The sequence below is a fragment of the Enterobacter cloacae complex sp. P6RS genome (assembly GCF_014982245.1).
GTDB lineage: Bacteria > Pseudomonadota > Gammaproteobacteria > Enterobacterales > Enterobacteriaceae > Enterobacter > Enterobacter bugandensis.
Map to the genome: position 1 here is coordinate 350,011 of NZ_JADCLB010000020.1, position 20,195 is coordinate 370,205.

Below are 20,195 nucleotides of genomic sequence, written 5' to 3' on the forward strand. Positions count from 1 at the left end.
AAAGAACACCGTTTAAGGCGGAGAACGAGAATAATTTGCTCCAGAAGAACTTTCTGGAGCAAATGAGTACATAAATGCTACTGCATAAGGAATTTTTCCAGGAACTGACGGGTTCGTGGTTGCTGAGGGTTAGCAAATAAGCTTTTCGCCGGTCCCTGCTCCACAATCCGCCCCTGGTCCATAAAGATGGCTCTGTCCGCCACGTCGCGCGCAAAGCTCATTTCATGGGTCACGATAACCATCGTGCGTTTTTCCTGCGCCAGCTGGCGGATGGTGTTCAGCACCTCACCCACCAGTTCGGGATCGAGCGCGGAGGTCGGTTCATCAAACAGGATCACGTCAGGGCGCATCGCCAGCGCGCGCGCGATGGCCACGCGCTGCTGCTGCCCGCCCGACAGGCGGCGCGGATAGCTGGTCTCTTTCCCTGCCAGCCCGACTTTGGCGAGCAACTCGCGGGCGCGTGCCGTCGCTTCCTCTTTGGGCTCACCTTTTACAATGACCGGTCCTTCAATAATATTTTCCAGCACCGTGCGGTGCGGGAATAGATTGAAGCTCTGGAACACAAAGCCAACATGCTGACGCAGGCGGCGAATCAACCCTTTCTGCTGGCTGATGGATTTACCGGTATCAATCGTTATCTCCCCAACCCGAATGGTGCCCCCTTCCGGCTGCTCAAGCAGGTTGATGCTGCGCAGCAGCGTGGTTTTCCCCGACCCGCTCGGGCCAATAATCGCCACGACTTCGCCCTGCTCAACTTCCAGGTCGATGCCGTGGAGCACCGTTTGCCCGTGGAATTTTTTCACCAGGTTTTTGACGTCAATTGCACTCATTTTGGATCACGCTCCTGGCGGTTAAGCTGGTTTTCAAAGTAGTTTTGCAGAGCAGACAACACCGTCGCCATCACCCAGTAGATCAGCGAGGCGGCCAGATACATGGTGAAAACTTCAAGGGTGCGCGAGGTAATGAGCTGCGCCTGACGGAACAGCTCCGGCACCTGAATGGTTGCCGCCAGAGAGGTATCTTTCACCAGGCTGATGAAGCTGTTGCTCAGCGGCGGAAGCGCTACCCGCGCCGCCTGCGGCAGAATGGCGCGTCGCAGCGTCTGCCACGGCGTCATCCCGATACTGGCCGCCGCTTCCCACTGGCCTTTATCAATCGACGAGATCGCCGCGCGCAGGGTTTCGGAGGTATAGGCCGCCGTGTTAAGCGACAGGCCAATCATCGCCGCCGGGATCGGATCCAGCTCGATGCCGAACTGCGGTAAACCGTAGTAGATCATAAAGAGCTGAGCGATAAGCGGCGTACCGCGAAACACGGAAATATAAAAGCGCGCCAGCCAGCGTACCGGCAGGATGGGCGACATGCGCATTAAGGCCAGTACAAAGCCCAGCACAAGACCGAAGAACATCCCGCCGATACTGAGCTGTAGCGTGAATACCGCACCTTTCAGCAGGAATGGCAGGGAATCAATAACCAGTTGAATACTTTCTTGCATTATTATTTTTCGACCTGATTTTTAGACATGAGGATGATAAGCAAACAGCGCGGGCGCCCCGCCGGTGTGCACAAATAAAATCGGCCCTTCATCCTTAAAGCGTTTCTGCGCAATGCCATCGATAAGCCCGGCCATCGCTTTACCCGTATAGACCGGATCGAGCAGTATACCTTCAAGGCGCGCCAGCAGCTTAACGGCTTCCATCCCCTCTTCATTAGGCGTGCCGTAGCCCGGCGCAAAATAGTTATCCCAGAGCAAGATCTCGGCCCTGGCCTTCAGCTCCAGCTGCTCTGCCACCGCCTGTTGCAGCGCCACTACTTTTGGCTTCTGGTCCGCGACGCTGCGGGAAACCGTCACGCCAATCAGCTCGACATCCGGCAGAAGCTGTTCCAGCCCCACCGCCAGCCCGGCATGCGTGCCCGCGCTTCCGGAGGCGACAACGACCGACGAGAGGCTAACGGCGCCCTCGCACTGCTGGGCGATTTCCAGCGCACTTTCCACATAGCCCAGCGCGCCCAGCGCGTTCGAACCGCCGACGGGAATAACGTAGGGACGGAAACCCTGCGCTTCCAGACGCGTGGCCAGATCGTCGAGCTGCGCGGTCGGGTCGGTCAACGCATCCACCATCTCCACCTGCACGTTAAACAGATCCAGCAGCAGACGATTACCGTTGGACAGATAGTTTTCAGCCCGCGTGCCAATCGGGTTTTCCAGCAGAGCCACGCAGTGAAGCCCGAGTTTTGCCGCCACGGCGGCCGTCTGACGAACATGGTTGGACTGAATGGCTCCGGCAGTAATAAGCGTATCCGCGCCTTCGCGCAGCGCGTCGGCCGCCAGAAACTCCAGCTTGCGCAGCTTATTGCCCCCCATCGCCATCGGCGTCACGTCATCGCGCTTAATAAAAATATCGCGTCCCAGATAATCAGAAAATCGCGGCAGGTACTCCAGCGGCGTCGGCGCACCGATAAATTCCAGACGGGGAAAGCGCGTTAAATTCTGTAGTGACATGGACTCTCCGGTAACTCAGACAAAATGTGATATTTTTCATTATGCACGCAGACGCGTAAGAAATAAAAAAGGCGCTTTTAAAAGCGCCTTTTTTCCAGGTCACCGACTTATTTGGTGACGTCTGCCCCGAACCACTTCTCAGACAGCGCCTTCAGGCTGCCGTCTTTCTGCATGTCAGCAATCGCGGAATCAATGGCTTTCACCAGATCCTCGTTGCCTTTACGGACGGCCACGCCGGATTCCTGACGAGAGAACGCATCACCCGCTACTGCCAGGGTATTGTTGGTTTTCTTCACCAGATCCAAAGCGGCCAGACGGTCAACCAGAATGGCGTCGATACGGCCTACGCGCAGGTCCTGATATTTCGTCGGGTCATCATCATAGGTGCGGATGTCCACGCCCTGAACGTTCTGGCGCAGCCACTCTTCGTAGTTAGTTCCCAGACCGACGCCGACTTTTTTGCCTTTCAGATCGGCAGCGGATTTAATGGAGCCTTCGTTACCTTTCTTCACCAGCGCCTGAATACCGGACACGGTGTACGGCGTGGAGAAGTCATACTTCTTCTTACGCTCGTCAGAAATGGTCACCTGGTTAATCACCACGTCAATGCGTTTTGAATCCAGTGACGCCAGCATACCGTCCCATTTGGTCGGTTTCAGGGAGGCTTTAACGCCGAGGTGCTTCGCCAGTTCTTCTGCAAATTCCACTTCAAAACCGGTCAGCTTGCCGTCATCGCCCTGGAAGCTGAACGGAGGATAGGTTCCTTCCAGCCCGACCAGCAGCGTACCGCGCTCTTTTACTTTATTCAGCAGGTTTTCTGCGGCGAACGTTTTCACGCTCATGCCCGCAACCAGCGCGACGGCCATAACACCCATCAGCGCCTGACGACCCAGAAGTGCAAATTTCATAAATACCCCGATATAGTGGAATTTTTACGTAGTGTAGAGAAATCGCCTGCAACGTCAAAGGCGACTGCGCTACATCTTATTCTTTTTTAATATATATCAGAAGTTGTTCCGGCGAGCGCTTTCTGCTTCACGGAACCCGGCATTTGCACCTTATATTGCGCATACTTGCGCAGCGCAATACGGTAGTTGTTGGTGCTGGTTGCAGGCAGCCACGGCTCCAGATTTTCATCCAGATAACCGGTCTTCAGCAGATCGCGAGAGATATTGTTAACGCTCAGATGCTGCCCAAGACGGCGCAGGCGAACCACATATTCGCGCACGGTGCCGTGGCTCATCTCCGTTTGTTCAAACAGGAATTGTTTGAAGCCGATGATATCGAAGAAGTCGCTTTGCTCTTTGCAGTGGAGATCGCCACAGAAACGGCAAAGCGCCACCCACTCTTTTTGCTCTTCGAGCCACGCGGCTTCATCCATTAACGTGTCGAGGCGAGAGATAGCGATTTTATTCACGATCTCGCCCCGGCGAACCAGCGTGATACGATCGAGTAATTTGTTACAGTGGGCGCAATGCGTCTGGCTGTGTTTAAAGTCTTTCAGGTAGCGGCTTAAAGGCCGTCTTTTAGATTGCTGCACCGTCATGATAACTCCTGGTTGTCAATACGTTGTGCGGCATTTTTCGGGTGATTGGATCACCTATAACTTACCCAGTTTGGTTCGTAAGCGTTTAATGGCCTGGCTGTGCAGCTGGCTAACCCGCGACTCCCCCACCTCCAGAACCGCGCCAATCTCTTTGAGATTAAGCTCTTCCTGGTAATAAAGGGTCAACACCAGCTGTTCGCGCTCGGGCAGAGCTTCAATCGCTTCCATTACGCGCTGGCGTAAATTCCCTTCCATTAAATGGTGTAACGGGTTTTCCTGCTGGTGCTCGTCCGTCACCAGCTCGATGCTATCGCCATGCTCTTCGCGCCACTCGTCATAGGAGAAGAGTTGGCTATTATTGGTATCGAGCAACATCTGACGATACTCTTCAACAGCAATGCCAAGACGTTCCGCCACTTCGGTTTCCGTTGCGTTGCGTCCCAGTTCCTGTTCCAGCTGTCCCATCGCATGCGCCACTTCGCGCGCGTTGCGGCGAACGCTGCGCGGCACCCAGTCGCGGCTGCGCAGCTCGTCCAGCATCGCACCACGAATACGCTGAACTGCGTAAGTCGTAAATGCCGTTCCTTGCAGAGCGTCGTATCGGTCAACTGCATTTAATAACCCGATACCGCCCGCCTGTAGCAGATCGTCAAGTTCCACGCTCGCCGGCAAACGCACCTGGAGGCGCAATGCTTCGTGACGCACCAGCGGGACATAACGCTGCCACAGCGAGTGTTTATCCATTACACCTTCAGCGGTATAGAGTGAATTCACGATAAACAGCCCTGCGTTAGTTGAGTTATCGGCATGATTATCCGATTCTGCAGGGCGTTCAATTGGATGAAAAAGGGGGATAAAGTGAGGTTATTCTGAGGTTGCCCGCAGCAGGGGCAACTTTTCTGGCTAAATTAACAGTTGTAACAATGAAAGATCGTCGCCCAATTTGACGCTATCTATATGTTGATGAAAGAGCTTTCCTGCTTCCTGATTATGCTGGCTCAGTGAGTGGAAGCTGTAAATAACGTCAATAATATTGTCTTGTTCAATTTTCCCCGCCACGATGGCCTGACCGGCAAGCAGCGATTTGAGAAAATAGAACTCCGCAACGATTAAATAAAGATTATTCAACATGCTGCGGCCATTGCTCTGCGGGAAGCCCTGCTCCCAGAGCTTGTATTTAAAAAAGTTCTTAAAGAGGTGATCGTTTGCCGCGATGTAACCGCCCGCCACATCGCGCCAGACGGACTCGATGTTTTCCATGACCTTTTCTGCCGAAACGGTATCATCGACAGATTCAAACTGTTTATAAAGCTGATCAAAATAACGGTTTAATACGGCGCCACCGCGGGCCGTCGCTTTCTTCGTAAAGTAGCTTTGGATGAGCGAGATTAACGCGAATTTCAGGCTGTAGTTCTGATTAAACCCGCCTAACTCCGTCTTGATTTTACCGCTCACCAGCTCGTTCACCAGCGAATAATAAACCGTTTCGAGCGTACTGATATTCTCTTCCAGGTTTTCGAGCTTTTCAGCCACCATGAGGAATTTCACCACGGCATAAACTTGTTCTTCAACGCTCACCGCCTCAACGCTGAAGAGGTTCTGGCAGAAGAGATTGATGACCTTAATCTTCAAATCCATCGCTGGCGCATTATTCACGTCCTGCTGAACGCTGATGGATTCCATCATCGACATCGATGCCCGATCGTTCAACAGCAGTCGAGTGACTTCCGGACACGAGAGATTAAGTGATTTTTCAATTTCATTTTTATAGACCCGGTTTGTCCGCGGGAACGTCGAACAGGTCGGGCTTAACGCCTGAGCGCCCATGGCGCTATGAATAGAACAGAGCTTTTCCGTATCCATAAACGGGCAGTTTTTACTCTCCGTATGGAAAATCACTTCGCCCCAGTTGCCATACTGTTTTTTTGTGACTTTTATAGCCTTCTTTGCCGTGTGACGAATGGCGGCATTTTTACTGTTCAGATAGCGGTTAACGGAGGATTTATCAAACGCGATGGTCCAGCCCTGACAACAATGTTCACGGCATTCCCCACCGACACAGGAAAAATCTGCGACCAGTTTAGGCTGGGTAATAACGATCTGTTTCACGGGCGGATCCTCAAAATTCAGAGACAAAAAAACCCCGCCGAAGCGGGGTTTGATGCGTAAAATTAACGCAGCAGAGACAGAACGGTCTGTGGAACCTGGTTTGCCTGGGACAGAACAGAAGTACCAGCCTGCTGCAGGATCTGCGCGCGGGACATGTTGGAAACTTCAGTTGCGTAGTCAGCGTCCTGGATACGGGACTGAGCAGCAGACAGGTTGTTAGAGGTGTTGTTCAGGTTGTTGATTGCAGAAGTGAAGCGGTTCTGCACAGCACCCAGACCGGAACGAGCGGTATCAACTTTAGCGATAGCTTTGTCAATGGTGTCCAGATCGGTCGCAGTCATTGCTTTCAGGTCGATAGCGTTCACGCCCAGAGTCGTGGTGTCAGCTTTAGCACCGCTCAGGTCCAGATCGATGGTGTCGCCGTCGTTCACGCCAACCTGAATTTTAACCACACCAGCAGTACCTGCAGAACCGTCCAGCAGTTTGATGCCGTTGAAGTCAGTTTTGCTGGCAACACGGTTGATTTCAGCCAGACGAGCGGTAACTTCATCCTGCAGAGAAGCCAGGTCAGACGTGCTGTTGGTGCCGTTGCTTGCCTGAACAGCCAGTTCACGAACGCGCTGCAGGTTGTTGTTGATTTCGTTCAGGGAACCTTCAGCAGTCTGCGCCATGGAGATACCGTCGTTGGCGTTACGTGCTGCCTGAGTCATGCCTTTGATCTGAGCGGTCATGCGGTTTGCAATCGCCTGGCCAGCGGCATCATCTTTCGCGCTGTTGATACGCAGACCTGAAGACAGACGCTCAATAGCAGTGCCCAGAGAAGACTGAGATTTGTTCAGGTTGTTCTGAGTAGTCAGGGACAACAGGTTAGTATTGATAACTGCCATAATTTTCTTTCCTTCAAAAATTGGGTTTTAGGTCCGGTGCCTAACACTCACAGCGTCTCTCACCGTCAACAAGGTTATCGACGGGTCCCGAAAAGACTTTAGAATCAATTTCGAAAAAATTATAACTCAATGATTATTAATGGTTTTATTTTTAAAAAATCAATTAAGGTTCATCATGAGGTTATTATTTACGGCTTTTTATTACGCGGAATATGCCAAAAAAGGCACACATTTATCTGTGTTATTGACGCACTAAAAATCGTCCCAAAGTGCAATCGTTTCATTTAACGCGCCAGGACATGCCTATTCTTTGGATTATTTTTTTCTCACCATCGTAAACTTTTACTATTCGAGGCCGATAAGAGTCCTGAACTACTTTCGTATTTAAGGAAAATATGCATGGCTACTATCAGTAACCTCGGGATAGGTTCTGCAGGACTCGGGGAATTATATAATCAGTTGGATGCAGCAGAACGAACCAAGCTGACGACGATTACTACCCAGCAATCAACGTATAACGCACAGTTAAGCGCGTACGGCAAGCTGCAGAGTGCCATGACCTCGCTGCAGACTGCGACCGCTGCGCTGGGTAAAGCGACCACATGGAACTCAACCGCCGTAAGCAGCACCAACACGGCCTTTACGGCAACCACGACCGCAGACGCATCCGTCGGCTCTTATGTGGTTAATGTCAACCAGGTGGCAAAAGCACAGGCGCTCACGACGGGCTCCTATGCCACCAACACGGAGCTGCTGGGCGATACGACCGGCACGACGCGTAAAATTACGATTACCCAGCCGGGGACAAAAACGCCTTTAGAGGTGAACCTGGCCGATGGCGATACGTCGCTTGCCGGGATCGCGAGCGCGATTAATAAAGCGAACGGCAACGTCACCGCCAGCGTAATCAAGGCGAAAGACGGCGATTACCGCCTGATGCTCTCCTCGAAAACCACCGGTACGGATGGCGAGATGACCATCAGCGTCACCGGGGACGACAAGCTGCAAAGCGTAATCGGCTACGACTCAACCGCCAAAACCGGCGCGCTGGCGGTAAATACCGCGGCCCAGAATGCGATTGTCGTTGTGAACGACATCAAGATTGAGCGTCAATCGAACACCATTTCCGATGCGCTGCCGGGGATGACCTTCACCGTGAAGGCAGAAAGTAAAGCGGATGAAATGCTGGAAGTGACGCGCGCCACGGACGCAAACCAAAAAGCCGTAACGGACTGGGTAACCGCGTATAACTCGCTGCAGTCCACCATTAACAGCCTCACCAAATATGTGCCGGTCGACGCAGGTTCTGGCAGCCAGTCCACCAGCAACGGCGCGCTGGTGGGTGATGCAAACGTGCGCGGGATCCAGTCTCAGCTGCGCGGTCTGCTGACCGAAGTTCAGGCTGGCTCCGTTCAGATCATGGCTCAGCTGGGGATTACCCAGGATCCGGTGAAAGGTGCAGACGGTACGGTCGGTAACCTCAAAGTGGATTCCGATAAGCTGAAAAAAGCGCTGACCGACAACCCGACCGCCGTACAGCAGTACTTTATCGGTGACGGAAAGAAAACCGGTCTGGCGACCCAGATGAACAACACGCTGACCACCATGCTCAGCACCAGCACCGGCAGCGCGGGCGTGATCCAGAACGCGAAAGACGGTATCAACAAAACGCTGAAAACCCTGGGCGAACGTTACGACTCTATGGAAGCCTCTATTGATGCCACCATGGCGCGTTACAAAGCGCAGTTCACCAGCCTGGACGTATTAGTCACCAAAATGACCAGTACGGCCAACTATCTGACCCAACAGTTCTCACAAAAATAGTCGTAGCCTTCAGGAGTGGATATGTATAAGACCTCTGGTGTTCAATCCTATCAGCAGATAGGAGTAGAAAGCGCAGTTATGAATGCCAGTCCACACCAGCTGATTGTCATGTTGTTCGACGGGGCGCATAGCGCCCTCGTCCGCGCGCGTTTGTTCATGGAAGCCGGACAAATTCGTGAAAAAGGCGAAGCGTTATCGAAAGCCATTAACATCATCGACAACGGTTTAAAAGCAGGACTGAACATGGAGGTTGAGAGCGAGCTGTCCAGTAATCTTGCCTCCTTGTACGAATATATGGTTCGACGTTTATTACTGGCGAACGTCAGTAATGACATAGACGCAATTGTTGAAGTCGAGGGTTTATTAAACAACATTGCGGATGCGTGGAAGCAAATCGGCCCCAATGCGTCCTCTATTTCAGGATAATTTTGATGAATAATCCCAGCGCAGCGCTTAGCCACTGGCAGGCGTTACATGCTCAGAGCATTGCTATGCTAAATCTCGCACATTCTGGTCAATGGGATGCGCTTATTGAGCAGGAAATGCATTACGTTCAACTGGTGGAAAGGATTTCGCAAACGCCCATCATGTCATGCCCCCCGGCTCAGGTTGAGCAAGCGCGTGCGCTGCTGGAGATGATCCTCGACAATGAGAATACGTTAAAGGCGCTGCTGAAAGTGCGGATGGACGAACTGCGTAATCTCATCGATCAAACCGGCAAACAGCAATCCATCACCTCTACCTATGGAAAGCTGTCAGGGAATATTCTTTATCCAGAAAGTGTTACCCGCGACACACAATTATGATTTCTTCATCCATACTCCAGAAGTCTGCCATATGGCTTCTGGAGCACGGACGATGAAAAATCCCACCCTGTTACAATGCTTTCACTGGTATTACCCCGCTGGCGGTGAATTGTGGCGAGAAGTCACGGCGTTAGCCCCCAATCTTAATGAAATCGGCATCAACATGATCTGGCTGCCGCCCGCGTATAAAGGGGCTTCCGGCGGGTATTCGGTTGGCTATGACTCTTACGATCTGTTTGACCTCGGCGAGTTTGACCAGAAAGGCAGTATCGCCACGAAATACGGTGACAAAGCGCAGCTGCTGGAAGCCATCGACGCCCTCAAAAGCAACGAGATTGCCGTCCTGCTGGACGTGGTGGTGAACCACAAAATGGGGGCAGATGAGAAAGAGCCTGTCCGCGTGCAGCGCGTGAACGAACAGGACCGTACACAAATTGATGATGAAATCATCGAGTGTGAGGCCTGGACTCGCTACACCTTCCCCGCCCGCGCCGGGCAATATTCGCAGTTTATCTGGGATTACAAATGCTTTAGCGGCGTCGACCATATTGAAAACCCGGATGAAGACGGGATCTTTAAAATCGTCAACGACTACACCGGCGAAGGCTGGAACGATCAGGTTGATGATGAGATGGGCAACTTCGATTACCTGATGGGCGAAAATATCGACTTTCGCAATCACGCCGTCACCGAGGAGATCAAATACTGGGCCCGCTGGGTCATGGAACAGACGCGCTGCGACGGTTTTCGTCTGGACGCCGTCAAGCATATTCCCGCCTGGTTTTACAAAGAGTGGATTGAGCACGTTCAGGAAGTCGCCGAACAGCCGCTGTTTATCGTGGCGGAATACTGGTCCCACGAGGTGGATAAACTTCAGGCCTATATTGACCAGGTCGACGGTAAAACCATGCTGTTTGATGCCCCCCTGCAGATGAAATTCCACGAAGCGTCGCGCCAGGGACGAGATTACGACATGAGCCAGATCTTCACCGGCACGCTGGTGGAGGCCGACCCGTTCCATGCGGTCACCCTCGTCGCGAACCATGACACGCAGCCTCTGCAGGCGCTGGAAGCCCCGGTCGAAGCCTGGTTTAAACCGCTGGCGTACGCGCTGATCCTGCTGCGGGAAAACGGCGTGCCGAGCGTCTTCTATCCGGATCTGTTCGGCGCAAGCTATGACGATACGGGAGGGGACGGTGAAACGTACCATATTGATATGCCGGTGATTGAGCAGCTTCACGAGCTGATCCTCGCCCGCCAGCGCTTTGCCCACGGCGTGCAGACGCTCTTTTTTGACCATCCTAACTGCATCGCCTTCAGCCGCAGCGGCACGGAAGACGATCCCGGCTGCGTGGTGGTGATGTCGAACGGCGACGATGGCGAGAAGGTGATTTGCCTGGGGGAAAACTACGGCAACAAAACGTGGCGTGATTTCCTCGGCAATCGTGAAGAAACGGTCACCACCGCGGCGGATGGCGAAGGCACCTTTACCTGTAAAGGGGGAAGCGTCAGCGTGTGGGTGATTGAGGATGTGCTGTAGAACGGGAAACGTGCGGCCTGATGCCCTCACCCCGTCCCTCTCCCACAGGGAGAGGGCGCAAACACCAAAAACGGCAACGAGGTTGCCGTTTTGCTTTTACCCTTAGGGCAGTTTACTCTCCAGCGGATTCTTGCTCAGGTAATCCGCACATTCCACCGTTGGTCGGTCAACCTTCTGCAGCTCCATCCCGTCATATTCAAGCGTAGCGCCGTCGCGATCCAGCGGATAGATATCCAGCTTGCGTGTGACGTTGTAATAGCTGTCTGAACGCAGCATGATCTTACCCGGTACGGCAATCACGCGCTGCCACTGGCGGCAGTCCAGCGTATCGCCCTCTTCCGTCACCACCAGTGTGGCAATCGCTTCAGGGCTGACCAGACTGCTCTGCGGCCCTTTCGACTGCCAGTATCCCGCCAGGTTCGCCGGGACGGGATGTTTGATCACGTCATTATAGTTATCGACCTGAACGCACCCGGTCAGTGCCAGCAGCGCGCCAGCAATTGCTATTTTTTTCATCATCTTTCCTGCATTCGAAGAAAAAAATATTGTGGCATTAAAGCGCCGAGGCTGCCAGCGAAGATCGAGGGGGCTTAAACACAAGAAGGACAGGTTTACTGAAATCTGATAAAACCCCGTTTAAACGGGGTTTTGTATGACAGCATGTTGGAAATTAATACAGACTCGAGATAAACGCGCTTACAGGTTCTGGTAACAAATCCTGTGGGTGATCGCCACCGAAGGTAGCCCACTTGCTTTTGCCATTGATAATTGTTGATGCAACACGACTATTGGATTCACTATTATATACAGTGATTTTCACTTCAATCTTGTCTGGAATGCCGGACCACTCAGTTGCACGATCTTCCCAGTGCAATATCTGTGGGACCACATAATAACCGCGGCTAAGTGTATGGCGGCTTTTGAGACAGGCAAGATCATCACAGTCGGCAAAAACTGTCACATTATCTGAATGTCGCAAAAATGCAGCTTTTACAGCGTCTGCCGTAGCTTTGCCAGACCCCGAATAAGTGTGTGTTTCATATACACCGTCAGTTGGTTGAGAGATCGCAACTGGGGAATCTTTTAACAGGGGCTCGGTACGCTCCTGAATATTATTTGTGCTGTATTTGGCGGAACAACCTGCCAGTAAAATTGCAGAAAAAAACAGAAACAAACTTTTCACTTTTCTATCCCTGTAAAATAAAGGAGTTACATTTTATCAGGCCAGTCCAGGTGAAACATATGTTTGCATCATGAAGACGTGACAAAACTGGTGAAATGCGTCGAGGAGGCACAGTTCTGGAAGGCGAAATTGACCGTATGAGACGCCTGTCCAGAACGAAATGTAATTAGCTTTGTCCCACCCATGTCCCATAACATGTCTGAGAGCAATCATTAACTATAAATTTCATCAGGTTTGATTGCTTAAACCTGCATCCCCATCACTTCCTGATACGCCGACACCAGCTTGTTACGCACCTGGATCCCCATCTGCAGGGAAACCGAGGCTTTTTGCAAATCGGTCATCACATCATTGAGCGCCACGCCCGGCTCGCCGAGGGTGAACTTCTCCGCCTGCGTACGCGCAGCGGTCTGGGTATCGCTGATACGGTCAAGAGCGGCATGCAGTTGCCCCGCAAAGCTGATGGTCGGCTGCTGTTCTGCCACATTCTGATTACGGGCCGTCATCGCCGTTGCCTGCAACTGACTGATGACCCCTTCAATGCCCTGTATAGCCATGACTCTCCCCTGGATGGTTTTTTACGGGGTCAAGACTAACAGCTTGTCAATAAGATAATGGCGGTAAATAGCGTGAAAAAACCAGGTTATTTGACGCATAGAAAATCCGGAATCGTCAAATAATGGCAGGGCCATCAATATGGAACTTTTGTCGTGTTTGCCGACCCGGGAGTCAGTTTTGTTTCTCTACACGAATAACGTAAACCACCAGGATTTAAGAGGTGCGCAATGAGTGCAACAGCATCGACAGCGCCACAAAATAAATCACTCGAGTGGATGAACCGCCTTCGCGCGAATCCTAAAATCCCGTTGATCGTGGCAGGCGCTGCCGCAATTGCGATCCTTGTAGCGATGGTTTTATGGGCGAAAAGCCCTGATTACCGCACGCTCTACAGCAACCTTTCCGATCAGGATGGCGGCGCCATCGTCACCCAGCTTACCCAGATGAACATCCCGTATCGCTTTGCCGATAATGGCGGTGCGCTTGAGGTACCGGCGGATAAAGTACACGAGCTTCGTCTGCGTCTGGCACAGCAGGGCCTGCCAAAGGGCGGCGCGGTCGGCTTTGAGCTGCTGGACCAGGAAAAATTCGGCATCAGCCAGTTCAGCGAGCAGGTAAACTACCAGCGTGCGCTGGAAGGCGAGCTGGCTCGCACCATTGAAACGTTAGGCCCGGTGAAGAGTGCCCGCGTGCACCTGGCAATGCCTAAACCCTCTTTATTTGTTCGTGAACAGAAATCCCCTTCAGCTTCCGTTACCGTGAACCTCGAGCCCGGCCGCGCGCTGGACGAAGGGCAAATCAGCGCGGTAACGCATCTCGTCTCCAGCGCCGTCGCCGGCCTGCCGCCGGGTAACGTGACGCTGGTGGATCAAAGCGGACACCTGCTGACGCAATCCAATACCGCCGGGCGTGACCTCAACGACGCGCAGCTGAAATACGCCGCCGACGTTGAAAGCCGTCTCCAGCGCCGTATCGAAGCGATCCTCGGCCCGGTGGTGGGTAACAGCAACGTCCACGCCCAGGTTACCGCGCAGATTGACTTCTCTAATAAAGAACAAACCGAAGAGCAATACAGCCCGAACGGCGATGCGGCTCAGGCGGTCATGCGTTCACGCCAGATCAACTCCAGCGAACAGATCGGCGGGGCCTACCCTGGCGGCGTGCCGGGCGCGCTCTCTAACCAGCCAGCGCCGGCAAACGCGGCGCCGATTTCCACGCCGCCGGCCAACCAGCAGAACGGTCAGCAAAATAATCAGCAGACCACCTCAACGACCAATAACGCCGGTCCGCGCTCCAGCAGCCGTAACGAAACCACGAACTATGAAGTGGATCGGACGATCCGCCACACTAAACTGAACGTGGGTGATATTCAGCGTCTTTCCGTTGCGGTGGTGGTGAACTACAAAACGCTGCCGGACGGCAAACCGTTGCCGTTAACCGCCGAGCAGATGAAGCAGATTGAAAACCTGACCCGCGAAGCGATGGGCTATTCCGAGAAGCGCGGCGATACCCTCAACGTGGTGAACTCTCCGTTTAACTCGGTTGAAGAGACCGGCGGTGAACTGCCGTTCTGGCAACAGCAGGCGTTTATCGACCAGCTGATGTCCGCAGGCCGCTGGCTGCTGGTGCTGATTGTCGCGTGGCTGCTGTGGCGTAAGGGCGTTCGTCCTCAGCTCCAGCGTCGTGCGGAAGCCGAAAAAGCGGCTCGCGAGCAGATGAATACGCGTCAGGAAACGGAAGAAGCGGTTGAAGTTCGCCTCAGCAAAGATGAACAGATGCAGCAGCGTCGTGCTAACCAGCGCATGGGCGCTGAGGTGATGAGCCAGCGCATTCGCGAAATGTCAGATAACGATCCGCGCGTCGTAGCGCTGGTCATCCGCCAGTGGATGGGTAACGAACATGAGTAATACGCTTACGGGCACCGATAAAAGCGTCATCCTGCTGATGACCATTGGCGAAGATCGCGCGGCAGAGGTGTTTAAACACCTCTCCCAGCGAGAAGTGCAAATTCTCAGTGCGGCGATGGCCAACGTGCGTCAAATCTCCAACAAACAGCTGACCGAAGTGCTGTCAGAGTTTGAACAGGAAGCCGAACAGTTTGCCGCGCTGAACGTCAACGCCAACGACTACCTGCGCTCCGTGCTGGTCAAGGCGCTGGGCGAAGAGCGTGCCGCCAGCCTGCTGGAAGACATTCTGGAAACCCGCGATACCGCCAGCGGTATCGAAACGCTCAACTTTATGGAGCCGCAGAGTGCCGCCGACCTGATTCGCGACGAGCACCCGCAGATTATCGCCACCATCCTGGTTCACCTCAAACGTGGCCAGGCGGCCGATATTCTGGCCCTGTTCGAAGAGCGCCTGCGTCACGACGTGATGCTGCGTATCGCGACCTTCGGCGGCGTTCAGCCGGCCGCGCTGGCGGAGCTGACCGAAGTGCTAAACAACCTGCTCGACGGCCAGAACCTCAAGCGCAGCAAAATGGGCGGCGTGAGAACGGCGGCGGAAATCATCAACCTGATGAAAACGCAGCAGGAAGAAGCCGTCATTTCGGCGGTTCGCGAATTCGACGGCGAGCTGGCGCAGAAAATCATCGACGAGATGTTCCTGTTCGAAAACCTCGTCGAAGTGGACGACCGCAGCATCCAGCGCCTGCTCCAGGAAGTGGATTCCGAGTCGCTGCTTATCGCCCTCAAAGGCGCCGAACAGCCGCTGCGCGAGAAGTTCCTGCGCAACATGTCTCAACGTGCGGCCGATATCCTGCGCGACGACCTTGCCAACCGTGGCCCGGTGCGTCTGTCTCAGGTGGAAAACGAACAGAAAGCCATCCTGCTTATCGTTCGTCGTCTGGCGGAAACCGGCGAGATGGTGATTGGCAGCGGAGACGACACCTATGTCTAATGAGCTGTCGTGGAAGCGCTGGACGCCGGACGATCTGGCCCCTCCCCTTGCCGAATTCACGCCTGCGGTGGTCTCGCCCGCAGAACCCGACGCGGACGTTGAACAGCCCGAGCTGAGCGAAGAGGAGCAGCAAGCGCAGATGCTGGCGCAGCTGCAAATGCAGGCGCACGAGCAAGGCTATAACGCCGGTCTGAACGAAGGCCGCCAGAAGGGGCACGATCTGGGGTACCAGGAAGGCCTGGCGAAAGGGTTAGAGCACGGCATCGATCAGGCGCGCCAGCAGCAGGCGCCGATCCATGCCCGCATGCAGCAGCTGGTCAGCGAGTTCCAGCACACGCTGGACGCGCTCGACAGCGTGATTGCCTCGCGTCTGATGCAGATGGCGCTGGAGGCGGCGCGTCAGGTTATCGGCCAGACGCCCGTGGTGGATAACACCGCGCTGATCAAACAAATTCACGGTCTGCTTCAGCAGGAGCCGCTGTTCAGCGGCAAGCCGCAGCTGCGCGTCCACCCGGACGATCTGCAGCGCGTTGAAGAGAGCCTGGGCGCAACGCTTAGCCTGCACGGCTGGCGTCTGCGCGGCGACCCATCCTTACACCACGGCGGATGCAAAGTCTCTGCCGATGAAGGCGACCTGGATGCCAGCGTCGCCACCCGCTGGCAGGAACTGTGTCGCCTGGCGGCACCGGGAGTCGTCTGATGACCGCACGCCTTACCCGCTGGCTCACCACGCTCGACAACTTTGAGACGAAGATGGCGCAACTGCCATCTGTTCGTCGTTATGGGCGACTGACGCGCGCCACCGGTCTGGTACTGGAGGCCACCGGCCTGCAGCTTCCCCTGGGTGCGACCTGCGTCATTGAGCGTCAGGATGGGCAGGAAACGCGTGAAGTGGAAAGCGAAGTGGTCGGGTTTAACGGCCAGCGCCTGTTCCTGATGCCGCTTGAAGAGGTGGAAGGCATTCTGCCCGGCGCGCGCGTATACGCGAAAAACATCAGCGGCGACGGGCTGCAAAGCGGGAAACAGCTGCCGCTTGGCCCTGCCCTGCTCGGCCGCGTGCTGGACGGCAGCGGGAAGCCGCTGGATGGCCTGCCCGCGCCGGACACCACCGAAACCGGCGCGCTGATTACCCAGCCGTTCAACCCCCTGCAGCGTACCCCTATTGAGCACGTGCTGGATACCGGCGTGCGTCCGATTAACGCCCTGCTCACCGTAGGGCGCGGACAGCGCATGGGCCTGTTCGCCGGTTCCGGCGTCGGGAAATCCGTCCTGCTCGGCATGATGGCGCGCTATACCCAGGCCGACGTGATTGTCGTGGGGCTGATCGGCGAGCGTGGTCGCGAAGTAAAAGACTTTATCGAAAACATTCTGGGTGCGGAAGGCCGCGCCCGTTCGGTGGTGATCGCCGCGCCGGCGGACGTGTCGCCGTTGCTGCGTATGCAGGGTGCCGCCTACGCCACCCGTATCGCCGAAGATTTTCGTGACCGCGGCAAGCACGTGCTGCTGATCATGGACTCCCTCACCCGCTATGCGATGGCGCAGCGTGAAATTGCGCTGGCCATCGGCGAGCCGCCGGCCACCAAAGGCTATCCGCCTTCGGTCTTCGCCAAACTTCCGGCGCTGGTAGAGCGTGCGGGGAACGGAATCAGCGGCGGCGGCTCCATCACCGCGTTCTATACGGTGCTGACCGAGGGCGACGACCAGCAGGACCCGATTGCCGACTCCGCGCGCGCGATCCTGGACGGCCATATCGTGCTGTCGCGCCGCCTGGCCGAAGCCGGGCACTACCCGGCGATTGATATTGAAGCGTCCATCAGCCGTGCGATGACGGCATTGATTACCGAGAAGCACTACGCCCGCGTGCGTAACTTCAAACAACTGCTTTCCAGCTTCCAGCGCAACCGCGATCTGGTCAGCGTGGGGGCGTATGCCAAAGGCAGCGACCCGATGCTCGACAAGGCGATTAGCCTGTGGCCGCAGCTGGAGGCGTTTTTACAACAGGGCATTTTTGAGCGTGCCGACTGGGAAGATTCAATCCAGGCGCTGGAGCTGATTTTCCCGCAGGTGTAACACAGGTGGAGGGCGAAGGTCATGGCGCAAAACAGCGCGTTATCAACGCTGAAAGATCTGGCTGAAAAAGAAGTTGATGATGCCGCATTGCAGCTTGGCGCAATGCGACGCGGGTGCCAGCAGGCTGAAGAACAGTTGAAGATGTTAATCGACTATCAGCATGAATATCGCACCAACCTCAATACCGATATGACGCAGGGCATTGGCAGCCAGCGCTGGATTAACTATCAGCAGTTTATCCAGACGCTGGAGAAGGCGATAGAGCAGCACCGCCAGCAGCTAAACCAGTGGACCCAAAAAGTCGATACCGCGCTGAATTTCTGGCGCGAGAAAAAACAGCGGCTGCAGGCCTGGCAGACCTTACAGGACCGGCAGATAGCAGCCTCGACCCTGGCGGAAAACCGCCTGGATCAGAAGAAAATGGATGAGTTTGCCCAGCGCGCATCAATGAGGAAACCGGAATGATCACACTGCAACAACTGCTCATGAGCGACAGCGACCCGTCAGGCGGGATGCAAACAGGGAAAGGCACCGAGGGTGCACAGGACTTTCTCTCCCTGCTAGCGGGCGCCCTGACGGACGCAACGGGCAAGGGCAACGATGCGCCGCTCACCCTGGCGGATCTGAAAGCCGCCGGCAGCAAGCTGTCGAAGGTCGCACAGGATGCCAAAGGCGATACCGCTCTGCAGGCCAAAATTGCCGACCTGCTCTCGCGTCAGCCTGCGCTGAATGGCGTTGAAACGTCGGAGTCCGCGCCGCTTGAAACGTTGGTCTCCGGGCTGGTACCGCTGTCAAAGGGCGACGCGCTGAAGACGCTCACTGCGGCCAACGGTAAAGATGACGCTAAAACCGAGCTGAGCGAAGAAGAGCTGGCGGGGCTAAGCGCGCTGATGGCGATGCTGCCGCACCAGCAGACGACCGCCTCTCGTGCGGCAGGCAGCGACGGCGTTGACGCCACCGCGGCGCTGAGTTCAGCAACGCTTTCGCAAAACGGTGCTAGACAGCCGCCGTCCCTGAACGCGCCTGCGGGAAGCCATGATAAAGCGCCTCTTTCTGCGTCCTATCAGAGCCAGGCGAAGAACAACGGTCCGGATCTCGCCGCCAACGCGCCAGCCACACCGGTCGTGGCCGCAGCCGCTGAGAAACAGGACTTCGCCAGCGCCTCTTCGTCATCTTCGCCGACCGCTACCCTGGCGCCGATTATCTCCAGCCATGCGGCCAGCCAGCCTGCCGCTACCGTTGCCACCGCCCCGGTGCTAAGCCAGCCTCTGGGCACACATGAATGGCAGCAGTCCCTGAGCCAGCACATCACCCTGTTCACTAAGCAGGGCCAGCAGACGGCGGAGCTGCGCCTGCACCCGGAAGATCTGGGCCAGGTGCAAATCTCGCTCAAGCTGGACGATAACCAGGCACAGCTGCAGATGGTCTCTGCGCACAGTCACGTGCGCGCGGCGCTGGAAGCCGCGCTGCCGGTCCTGCGGACCTCGCTGGCGGAGAACGGCATTCAGCTTTCTCAAAGCAGCGTCAGCAGCGAGAGCTTTGCCGGGCAACAACAGTCTTCATCCCAGCAGCACCATGCTTCACGCCCGGGCCAGCACGGCGGTTTTAATGAAGAGAGCGATGAGCTCCTGCCGACCCCTGCCGCCCTGCAATCCGCGGCGCGCGGTAACGGTGCCGTAGACATCTTCGCCTAAACGCCAGAGGTAGCGTGATTATCCCCGTCTTTTCCACGCTTTGACGACGGCAGGACACGGGATAATCACCTTATTAAGCTGTACCGAAACAGGAAGCTCGTATCAGATGACAGACTCCGCTATCACCAAAAAAAGCAAGCGTTCCATCTGGATCCCGCTGCTGGTGTTGATCACGCTCGCCGCCTGCGCTACCGCGGGCTATAGTTACTGGCGTATGCAGCAGGAACCTTCAACCGCTGCGGCCAAAGCCGAACCTGCCCCACCGCCGGCGCCGGTCTTTTTCCCTCTGGACACCTTCACCGTTAACCTCGGTGATGCGGATCGCGTGCTGTATGTCGGTATTACGCTGCGCCTGAAGGACGAAGCAACCCGCGCGCGCCTGAACGATTATCTGCCGGAAGTGCGTAGCCGCCTTCTCCTGCTGTTTTCTCGTCAGGACGCCTCCGCGCTGGCTACCGACGTGGGTAAGCAAAAGCTGGTCGACGCCATCAAGCAGACGCTGGCCACCCCGCTGGTAAACGGTCAACCTAAGCAGGAAGTCACTGACGTTCTGTACACAGCCTTTATTCTGCGGTAA

Annotated in this window: 22 protein-coding genes; 11 read left to right on the plus strand and 11 right to left on the minus strand. The window is 55.3% G+C overall.

Annotated elements, in window-relative coordinates:
- Positions 1–77: 77 nt before the first annotated feature.
- The 8 genes from tcyN to INF73_RS15440 form a co-directional block, all read right to left on the minus strand.
- A complete protein-coding gene (gene tcyN / locus INF73_RS15405; protein ID WP_041909387.1) occupies positions 78–830 on the minus strand; it encodes an L-cystine ABC transporter ATP-binding protein TcyN in 753 nt (250 codons plus the stop codon).
- A complete protein-coding gene (gene tcyL / locus INF73_RS15410; RefSeq protein WP_028013677.1) occupies positions 827–1,495 on the minus strand; it encodes a cystine ABC transporter permease in 669 nt (222 codons plus the stop codon). Before tcyL ends, tcyN begins: the two co-directional genes overlap by 4 nt.
- 21 nt (positions 1,496–1,516) lie before the next feature.
- Entirely contained in the window at positions 1,517–2,503 is a 987-nt protein-coding gene (gene dcyD, locus INF73_RS15415) for a D-cysteine desulfhydrase (protein WP_193540511.1), read from the minus strand.
- A gap of 107 nt (positions 2,504–2,610) precedes the next feature.
- The gene (gene tcyJ / locus INF73_RS15420; RefSeq protein WP_028013679.1) at positions 2,611–3,411 is read right to left on the minus strand and encodes a cystine ABC transporter substrate-binding protein; all 801 of its coding nucleotides are present in this window, start codon (positions 3,409–3,411) and stop codon (positions 2,611–2,613) included.
- Between the two features lie 86 nt (positions 3,412–3,497).
- Positions 3,498–4,049, minus strand: coding sequence for a flagella biosynthesis regulatory protein FliZ (fliZ, locus tag INF73_RS15425; RefSeq protein WP_028013680.1), 552 nt, complete (start codon positions 4,047–4,049; stop codon positions 3,498–3,500).
- A 54-nt stretch (positions 4,050–4,103) separates the two neighbouring features.
- A complete protein-coding gene (locus INF73_RS15430) occupies positions 4,104–4,823 on the minus strand; it encodes an RNA polymerase sigma factor FliA (protein WP_014170714.1) in 720 nt (239 codons plus the stop codon).
- A 129-nt stretch (positions 4,824–4,952) separates the two neighbouring features.
- On the minus strand, positions 4,953–6,158 hold the full coding sequence (gene fliB, locus INF73_RS15435) for a flagellin lysine-N-methylase (RefSeq protein ID WP_193066858.1): 1,206 nt from the start codon (positions 6,156–6,158) through the stop codon (positions 4,953–4,955).
- 62 nt (positions 6,159–6,220) lie between these two features.
- On the minus strand, positions 6,221–7,045 hold the full coding sequence (locus tag INF73_RS15440; protein ID WP_047362882.1) for a flagellin: 825 nt from the start codon (positions 7,043–7,045) through the stop codon (positions 6,221–6,223).
- A 399-nt stretch (positions 7,046–7,444) separates the two neighbouring features.
- On the opposite strand from INF73_RS15440, the gene fliD reads away from it, so the two are divergent.
- The 4 genes from fliD to amyA are packed head-to-tail and all read left to right on the plus strand — an operon-like array spanning position 7,445 to position 11,215.
- The gene (gene fliD, locus INF73_RS15445) at positions 7,445–8,869 is read left to right on the plus strand and encodes a flagellar filament capping protein FliD (RefSeq protein ID WP_045631645.1); all 1,425 of its coding nucleotides are present in this window, start codon (positions 7,445–7,447) and stop codon (positions 8,867–8,869) included.
- 21 nt (positions 8,870–8,890) lie between these two features.
- The gene (gene fliS, locus INF73_RS15450; protein WP_193540509.1) at positions 8,891–9,295 is read left to right on the plus strand and encodes a flagellar export chaperone FliS; all 405 of its coding nucleotides are present in this window, start codon (positions 8,891–8,893) and stop codon (positions 9,293–9,295) included.
- A gap of 5 nt (positions 9,296–9,300) precedes the next feature.
- Positions 9,301–9,675: a flagella biosynthesis regulatory protein FliT gene (gene fliT, locus INF73_RS15455; RefSeq protein WP_045260347.1), complete on the plus strand. Its 375-nt coding sequence runs from the start codon at positions 9,301–9,303 to the stop codon at positions 9,673–9,675.
- 52 nt (positions 9,676–9,727) lie between these two features.
- Complete coding sequence (amyA, locus tag INF73_RS15460) at positions 9,728–11,215, plus strand: alpha-amylase (protein ID WP_193540506.1); 1,488 nt, start codon at positions 9,728–9,730, stop codon at positions 11,213–11,215.
- Between the two features lie 102 nt (positions 11,216–11,317).
- Here amyA and yedD read toward each other — a convergent pair whose 3' ends face one another.
- The 3 genes from yedD to fliE form a co-directional block, all read right to left on the minus strand.
- Positions 11,318–11,731 (minus strand): lipoprotein YedD, encoded by a 414-nt coding sequence (gene yedD, locus INF73_RS15465; protein ID WP_045260349.1) that lies wholly within the window; start codon positions 11,729–11,731, stop codon positions 11,318–11,320.
- Positions 11,732–11,885: 154 nt separating this feature from the next.
- Complete coding sequence (locus INF73_RS15470; RefSeq protein WP_126327033.1) at positions 11,886–12,398, minus strand: DUF4823 domain-containing protein; 513 nt, start codon at positions 12,396–12,398, stop codon at positions 11,886–11,888.
- A gap of 242 nt (positions 12,399–12,640) precedes the next feature.
- Positions 12,641–12,955: a flagellar hook-basal body complex protein FliE gene (fliE, locus tag INF73_RS15475; protein WP_013097729.1), complete on the minus strand. Its 315-nt coding sequence runs from the start codon at positions 12,953–12,955 to the stop codon at positions 12,641–12,643.
- 228 nt (positions 12,956–13,183) lie between these two features.
- Here fliE and fliF point away from each other — a divergent pair, with 228 nt between their 5' ends.
- The 7 genes from fliF (at position 13,184) to fliL (ending at position 20,195) form a co-directional block, all read left to right on the plus strand.
- The gene (gene fliF / locus INF73_RS15480) at positions 13,184–14,863 is read left to right on the plus strand and encodes a flagellar basal-body MS-ring/collar protein FliF (RefSeq protein ID WP_028013700.1); all 1,680 of its coding nucleotides are present in this window, start codon (positions 13,184–13,186) and stop codon (positions 14,861–14,863) included.
- Complete coding sequence (gene fliG, locus INF73_RS15485) at positions 14,856–15,854, plus strand: flagellar motor switch protein FliG (RefSeq protein WP_014832476.1); 999 nt, start codon at positions 14,856–14,858, stop codon at positions 15,852–15,854. Before fliF ends, fliG begins: the two co-directional genes overlap by 8 nt.
- On the plus strand, positions 15,847–16,554 hold the full coding sequence (fliH, locus tag INF73_RS15490; RefSeq protein WP_193540504.1) for a flagellar assembly protein FliH: 708 nt from the start codon (positions 15,847–15,849) through the stop codon (positions 16,552–16,554). Before fliG ends, fliH begins: the two co-directional genes overlap by 8 nt.
- Positions 16,554–17,924 (plus strand): flagellar protein export ATPase FliI, encoded by a 1,371-nt coding sequence (gene fliI, locus INF73_RS15495; RefSeq protein ID WP_023330814.1) that lies wholly within the window; start codon positions 16,554–16,556, stop codon positions 17,922–17,924. The genes fliH and fliI overlap by 1 nt, the downstream gene beginning before the upstream one ends.
- A gap of 21 nt (positions 17,925–17,945) precedes the next feature.
- The gene (fliJ, locus tag INF73_RS15500; RefSeq protein WP_006811155.1) at positions 17,946–18,389 is read left to right on the plus strand and encodes a flagellar export protein FliJ; all 444 of its coding nucleotides are present in this window, start codon (positions 17,946–17,948) and stop codon (positions 18,387–18,389) included.
- Positions 18,386–19,618, plus strand: coding sequence for a flagellar hook length control protein FliK (gene fliK, locus INF73_RS15505; protein ID WP_193540502.1), 1,233 nt, complete (start codon positions 18,386–18,388; stop codon positions 19,616–19,618). Before fliJ ends, fliK begins: the two co-directional genes overlap by 4 nt.
- A gap of 106 nt (positions 19,619–19,724) precedes the next feature.
- A complete protein-coding gene (gene fliL / locus INF73_RS15510; protein WP_021241388.1) occupies positions 19,725–20,195 on the plus strand; it encodes a flagellar basal body-associated protein FliL in 471 nt (156 codons plus the stop codon).